Below are 5,550 nucleotides of genomic sequence, written 5' to 3'. Positions count from 1 at the left end.
TAAAAAGACGAACCTTTGGTATAAAAAGACGAACGTTTGGCATAAATTGACTGACGTTTGGTATAAAATCGTGAACGTTTGGTATAAATTGACTGACGTTTGGTATAAAATCGTGAACGTTTGGTATAAAAAGACGAACGTTTGGGGGTTTTTTTTACTGCTTTTTAAAGAAATTGTTAGTTATATGTGTGCATAACTTAAACCCTTCTTTACTTTTTTGTAGGAAATAATTAATATATTTGAGTAAATCAACAAAGCAAAACAAACCTTCGCCAATCTACCCAAAATTGGGTGTATGTACGAAGGTTTGTAGAGTATATAAACGGGTTGTGCAATAATTTTTGGGGAAACCGGAGAAAACAAAAACAAAGAAAATATGAACAAAATAATTTATTTTTTACTTTTAATAACTACACAATCATTTTATGGACAAGATAAAGTTGCTAAAAAACCAGAAAATGTTATCATAATTAACAATGAGATTTCTTCAATGGAAAAAGTTGAGCAATATGCCAATGAAGGTTTTATTAAAAGTATGAGTAAAGGAGTTTCAGAAAATGAAAGAAATGAATTATTTAAAAAATTTGGAGATAAAATTGGAGATAAAGAATTCATAATTATCATCTCGCTTTTTACTGAAAAAGAAAAAATTGAAAATGACAAAAAGAATGATGAACCATTTGAAAACATAGAAAGCACTAAAAAAAATGACGAATATATTCTAAATGTAAATGACCTTGCAAAGGATTTTACACTTAAATTAATTGATGGTAAAGAAGTAAAACTTTCAGATTTAAAAGGTAAAATTGTACTTGTAAATTTTTGGGCCACTTGGTGTGGACCCTGTTTAATGGAATTTTACGATATTCCGACAAAAATAATTGAACCTTTTAAAAATAATGATTTTGTGTTTTTAGCAATCTCAAAAGGAGAATCTAAAGAAACGGTTTTGAAAAAAGTAATTAAATTAAGAAAAGACGGAATGAATTTTAATTTCGGAATTGATCCAAACGAAAAAATATGGAATGAATATGCAACTAAATCAATTCCAAAAAACTTTTTAATTGATCAAAATGGAATTATTAAATATGTTTCAACAGGAAATGCGGAAGGAAATCTAGAAAATATTGCAAATGAAATTAGAAAATTGTTGCCCAAATAAAACATTAAACAACAGCTGTTCCTATGTAGAGCACCATAAAGTATTCAACAAATAAAAGTCCGTTTGACGATTTGTAGGAAAAAATTAATGTATTTGAATTAATTTAATGACAAGCCTACAAACGACATAAACCATATTACATAGAAATGACAATACAAATATTATCACTTATAATCGTTGGACTTATCGTTGTTTACTTTCTAAGGAAGGAACAAGAAAAGCATAACGATTACTTTGGAAGAAAAAGAAAGTTTACCAAAAAAGAACAGGCTATTTTAGACCACTACAAAAACATTTATAAAGCAGTACCAAACGACAAAAGACTTCCAAATATTAAGCGTGACAAGTTTGAGCTTGAAGATATTGCACTGACAGCAACTGAAATGATTTATGACAATCCTATTCCCACGACCGAGGAGAAAGAAAAAACAAAAATTGGTGATTTAGTAAAATTGCTATTTACAGACAAAGACGGTTATGTTGAGAGAATGTGGGTTGAAGTATTAGAAAAAGAGAACGATATTTTTAAAGGCCTTTTAAGGAATGATGCAATTGAATTTGGCGACTTAAACGAAGGGGAAACTTTATATTTTCATTCTAACCACATTTACGATATTGACAATGAAACCTAAACTAAGGACAAAAACGGCAGCTGCCAACGGGCGTTTGGCACAATTGCGAATTTTGTTGTAAGTTCAGGTTTGTGTTTCGTGAGAATTTTTATCTTAGTGGAAAATTAATGGTTAGGGAGTTTGCAACTTCGCCAAGCGGACGGTAAGTTAGGCGTCATTTTAAAAATACCGAATATGAACAAAATAGCTTTACTAATTTTACTTTTTCTTTCCAAATTAACTTTTGGACAAGCTGACTTTAAAGAACAATTTAAAATATTTACTATTGACAATAACGAATTAGGAAAGGTTGAATTTTGTACTTTCAAATCTAGTATTGACAAGAAAAAACCATTGATGATTTTTATTCATGGTTCAGGAAATGAACCAACTTTTAGTTATCAAACTGACTTGAAAACGTATGCTTGGAAGGGCTTTTTAGAGATTGAAAAATATAAAGATAAATATCACGTTATTTCAGTTTCTAAACCAGGTATACCATTATTTGACACTGTTCAAAAAGACCTAGTTACTTTCCAAACATCCTATCCATTAAATGACGAATTTAGAAATAGATATTCTTTGGAGTGGAGAGCAAAAGCGGCTTCGTTAATAATTGACCAAGCAATAAAACTACTTCCAGTTGATAAATCCAAAATATTGGTGATTGGACATTCGCAAGGTGGACAAGTAGCTCCAAAAGTTGCGGCTTTAAATAAAAAAGTAACGCACGTAGTTTTGTTAAACTCAAATTCATTAAATCATCTATACGATTTTGTTTTACAAGAAAGGTTAGCCTCGTTTAAAGGAGAACAAACTTTTGAACAGACACAGAAAAATATTGACAGTTTGTTTGCTGAGTACAAGAAGATATTTGCCGACCCAAATAGCAAAACAAAAAATTGGAATGAAGAAACATATTATCGTTGGGCAAGTTTTAGCGATGAAACGCCATTAGAAAATATGTTAAAACTAAAAATTCCAATAATGGTAATTGCTGGTGGTAAAGATTTGTGGGGTTCGTTTATTATGAATACCGATTATGTAGAAATAGAATTTCTGCGACATAAAAAAACAAATTTGACCTATAAAGTATACCCAAACGCAAACCACTTTTTGCAAGACGAAATTATAGAAAATGACAAAATAAAATATATTGACTTAAAACCATCACTATTTAAATTAGTTGACGAATGGACAAACAAATAATAAAAGCGAACGGCTAACTAGCAATTGGCAAGATTGCGAATTATGTTGTAAGTTCAGGTTTGTGTTTCGTGAGAATTTTTATCTTAGTGGAAAATTAATGGTTAAGGAGTTTGCTGTGGTGGGAAGTTAGTGGCTATGTTATGACAACAACACAAACGACAAAAAAACAAATAAATTTAATAACGATATGACAAAACAAATCTTTAAAAACACATTAAAAACATTTGCTTTCCTATTTTTTATATCAGCAATCATTTGTTGTAACTCTAACAACAAAGCAGATACGAAAGACAGTTCAACCGCAATTTCTGAAAATGAAAGCATTCCTGACACTATTGTTCAGTTTTTAATTACTTCTGCTTCTAGTGATTTTCGTAATCATCAACCACCGACACCTATTGATTTTCGGAATGTGAAAATTGGCTATATTAAATCACCAAACAATGAAAAGATTTTTATTTTATGTGGTGAATTTTTATCTCAAGAGAATAAAGAGTGGACAGCGTTTACTACTATTAAGACATCGGGATATGAACAATATCTCGGAAAAACACAATATTGCCAAGATGCAACCATGGTTTTGACGGATGAAAGCTTATCCGTTGAATTAAAGAATAAATTGGCAGAGTAATTAAATATTCGGTATTCATCAGCTTATGAGACAATGATACCGAAACAAGACCTTTATTTATTTGACACCAACGACAATTAAAAAATAAACTGTAACGACCTTCAAGTGAGAAACACAGTTTATAATAACAGTTGTTGTTGCATAACCTCTTCCAAAAGATATCCCGTAACGTCGGGATTAAAGTTTGTTTTGTATTTTTGAGTTCAGGGGTTAATTGAAAGTTTAAAATTTACTACATTTAAAAAATGCACTATGAGTAATAGAAGAAATTGGTTAAAGCAAACAAGTTTAGGTGTTGTAGGTTTAGGGATTATTCCGTTTGACAGTTTTGCAATTCCAACCAAGGAAAACATTATTGAAGAAAAAGATATCAACTTAATTCGGTTAAGGTCGAACGAAAATCCTTATGGCCCTTCTGCATTGGCAAGAAATGCAATGCGTGATAGTATAAATGTCAGCAATCGTTATAATTGGGAGTTGTTAGACGAACTTATTGGAAAAATTGCTCAAAAACATAATTTGACTGATCAAAACATCTTATTGGGTGCGGGTTCCTCTGAAATTTTAAATTTAGTTGCTTTGTATTGCTCCAAAAAATCAGGAAATTTAATTATTGCGGAAACTACGTTTGATTATTGGACAGTAACTGCGGAAAATGCAGGTCTTAAAAAAATTGCAATTCCATTAACGGCAGATAAAAAACATGATTTAGCTGCTATGTTAAACGCAATTGACCAGGACACGAAAATGGTTTACATCTGTAATCCTAATAATCCAACGGGAACAATTTGTGCCAATGAAGCACTTCTAGATTTTATAAATGAAGCCACAAAAAAAACAAAAGTTTTAGTAGATGAGGCTTACCTAGATTATACCGATCAACCCTCCCTTGCAAATCTTGTTACGGAGAATAAAAACCTACTTATTGCCAAAACCTTTTCAAAAATATATGGTTTAGCAGGTTCACGTATTGGATATGCAATAGCACATGCTGATACTATAAAGGAAATAAGTCAACTGCAATTTTCTGCCAATGGAAGTGTAAGTATACCCTCTGCTTCAGGAGCTTTGGCCTCCTTAAAGGACAATAAATTTGTGAGCGAAACCATTTTGCTTAATGCCGCAGCAAGAAAATACACGATTGAACAATTGGAGAATTTAAAAATACGTTGTATTCCGTCGCATACCAACTTTGTGTATTTTTCATTAGAAAATTATAACAAAGACTTTTTTGAGCAGTTAAAAAAGAACAATATTCTAGGAACTAAGTTTTATGAAGAAAAGGGAAAATGGTCGAGAATTACAATTGGCACCATGAATGAAATGAAACAATTTATTGAAGCTTTAGCGTAAATATAAAAAAAAGAGCATATAATAGCAGTTTTAAGAAATTAAGGTTTTGAGACTTAATTTAGTATTAAACTCGCTGTAGTAGCGGGAAGTTGAACGACATTGTATGCGAACCGTTTAAAATAGTCAACTATTTTCAATAAAAATAAAAATTATGGGAGCTTACATTCATTCCACTCCGCAACACAAGTTTAATGATTTTAATGAAATTAGTTCTGAAAGTATGCTTACAGAAGAATTGATTCAGGAAATCTTAAATAATAATGTTTTACACATTCAAATAAATTCATACAGGAGCGTGTCATTAAAGACTTATGAAATTCTCAATGATAGAATTTTTTCTAAAAAACCTGAAATTAGTTTGAGACTTTATGGGTGGGGCGAAAAAATGACAGATTTAAAAATTATAGGTAATATGACAAACCTTCAACATCTTTCCGTTGATAATGTAGAAGTCATTAACGAACATTGTATCTCCAATTTAAAAAATATAAAGTCACTTTCACTTGCAACTAAAAATATTACTAATTATGACTTTTTAAATAGTTTGAATGAAAATTTAGAAGAATTATCAATTATTGCCGACG

The 5,550-nt window shown here is 30.7% G+C and carries 7 protein-coding genes; all 7 read left to right on the top strand.

Features of this window, described 5'->3' with window-relative positions; translation table 11 throughout:
• On the top strand, window positions 1–196 hold a 196-nt coding region (locus C0512_RS14470), incomplete at its 5' end, for a hypothetical protein (RefSeq protein ID WP_290862810.1).
• Window positions 197–376: 180 nt separating this feature from the next.
• On the top strand, window positions 377–1,162 hold the full coding sequence (locus C0512_RS14465) for a TlpA disulfide reductase family protein (protein ID WP_290862808.1): 786 nt from the start codon (window positions 377–379) through the stop codon (window positions 1,160–1,162).
• Between the two features lie 146 nt (window positions 1,163–1,308).
• Window positions 1,309–1,794 (top strand): DUF2314 domain-containing protein, encoded by a 486-nt coding sequence (locus C0512_RS14460; protein ID WP_290862806.1) that lies wholly within the window; start codon window positions 1,309–1,311, stop codon window positions 1,792–1,794.
• A gap of 174 nt (window positions 1,795–1,968) precedes the next feature.
• Window positions 1,969–2,982: an alpha/beta fold hydrolase gene (locus tag C0512_RS14455; protein ID WP_290862804.1), complete on the top strand. Its 1,014-nt coding sequence runs from the start codon at window positions 1,969–1,971 to the stop codon at window positions 2,980–2,982.
• A gap of 187 nt (window positions 2,983–3,169) precedes the next feature.
• Window positions 3,170–3,613 carry a hypothetical protein gene (locus C0512_RS14450; protein ID WP_290862802.1) on the top strand — a complete coding sequence of 148 codons (444 nt, stop codon included), beginning with the start codon at window positions 3,170–3,172 and terminating at the stop codon, window positions 3,611–3,613.
• 252 nt (window positions 3,614–3,865) lie between these two features.
• A complete protein-coding gene (gene hisC / locus C0512_RS14445; RefSeq protein ID WP_290862800.1) occupies window positions 3,866–4,966 on the top strand; it encodes a histidinol-phosphate transaminase in 1,101 nt (366 codons plus the stop codon).
• Window positions 4,967–5,117: 151 nt separating this feature from the next.
• A partial coding sequence (locus tag C0512_RS14440; RefSeq protein WP_290862798.1) for a hypothetical protein occupies window positions 5,118–5,550 on the top strand: 433 nt, incomplete at its 3' end.

Origin of the sequence: Flavobacterium sp. (assembly GCF_013822155.1) — a bacterium.
Classification (GTDB): Bacteria; Bacteroidota; Bacteroidia; order Flavobacteriales; family Flavobacteriaceae; genus Flavobacterium.
The sequence above is the reverse complement of the archived record's forward strand: the minus strand, read 5'-3'. Positions and strand labels throughout refer to the sequence as shown.

Bases quoted from the DNA above. Each gene is read 5' to 3' on its own strand.
- C0512_RS14465 (WP_290862808.1), top strand. From the start codon at position 377: ATGAACAAAATAATTTATTTTTTACTTTTAATAACTACACAATCATTT.
- C0512_RS14460 (WP_290862806.1), top strand. From the start codon at position 1,309: ATGACAATACAAATATTATCACTTATAATCGTTGGACTTATCGTTGTT.
- C0512_RS14455 (WP_290862804.1), top strand. From the start codon at position 1,969: ATGAACAAAATAGCTTTACTAATTTTACTTTTTCTTTCCAAATTAACT.
- C0512_RS14450 (WP_290862802.1), top strand. From the start codon at position 3,170: ATGACAAAACAAATCTTTAAAAACACATTAAAAACATTTGCTTTCCTA.
- hisC (WP_290862800.1), top strand. From the start codon at position 3,866: ATGAGTAATAGAAGAAATTGGTTAAAGCAAACAAGTTTAGGTGTTGTA.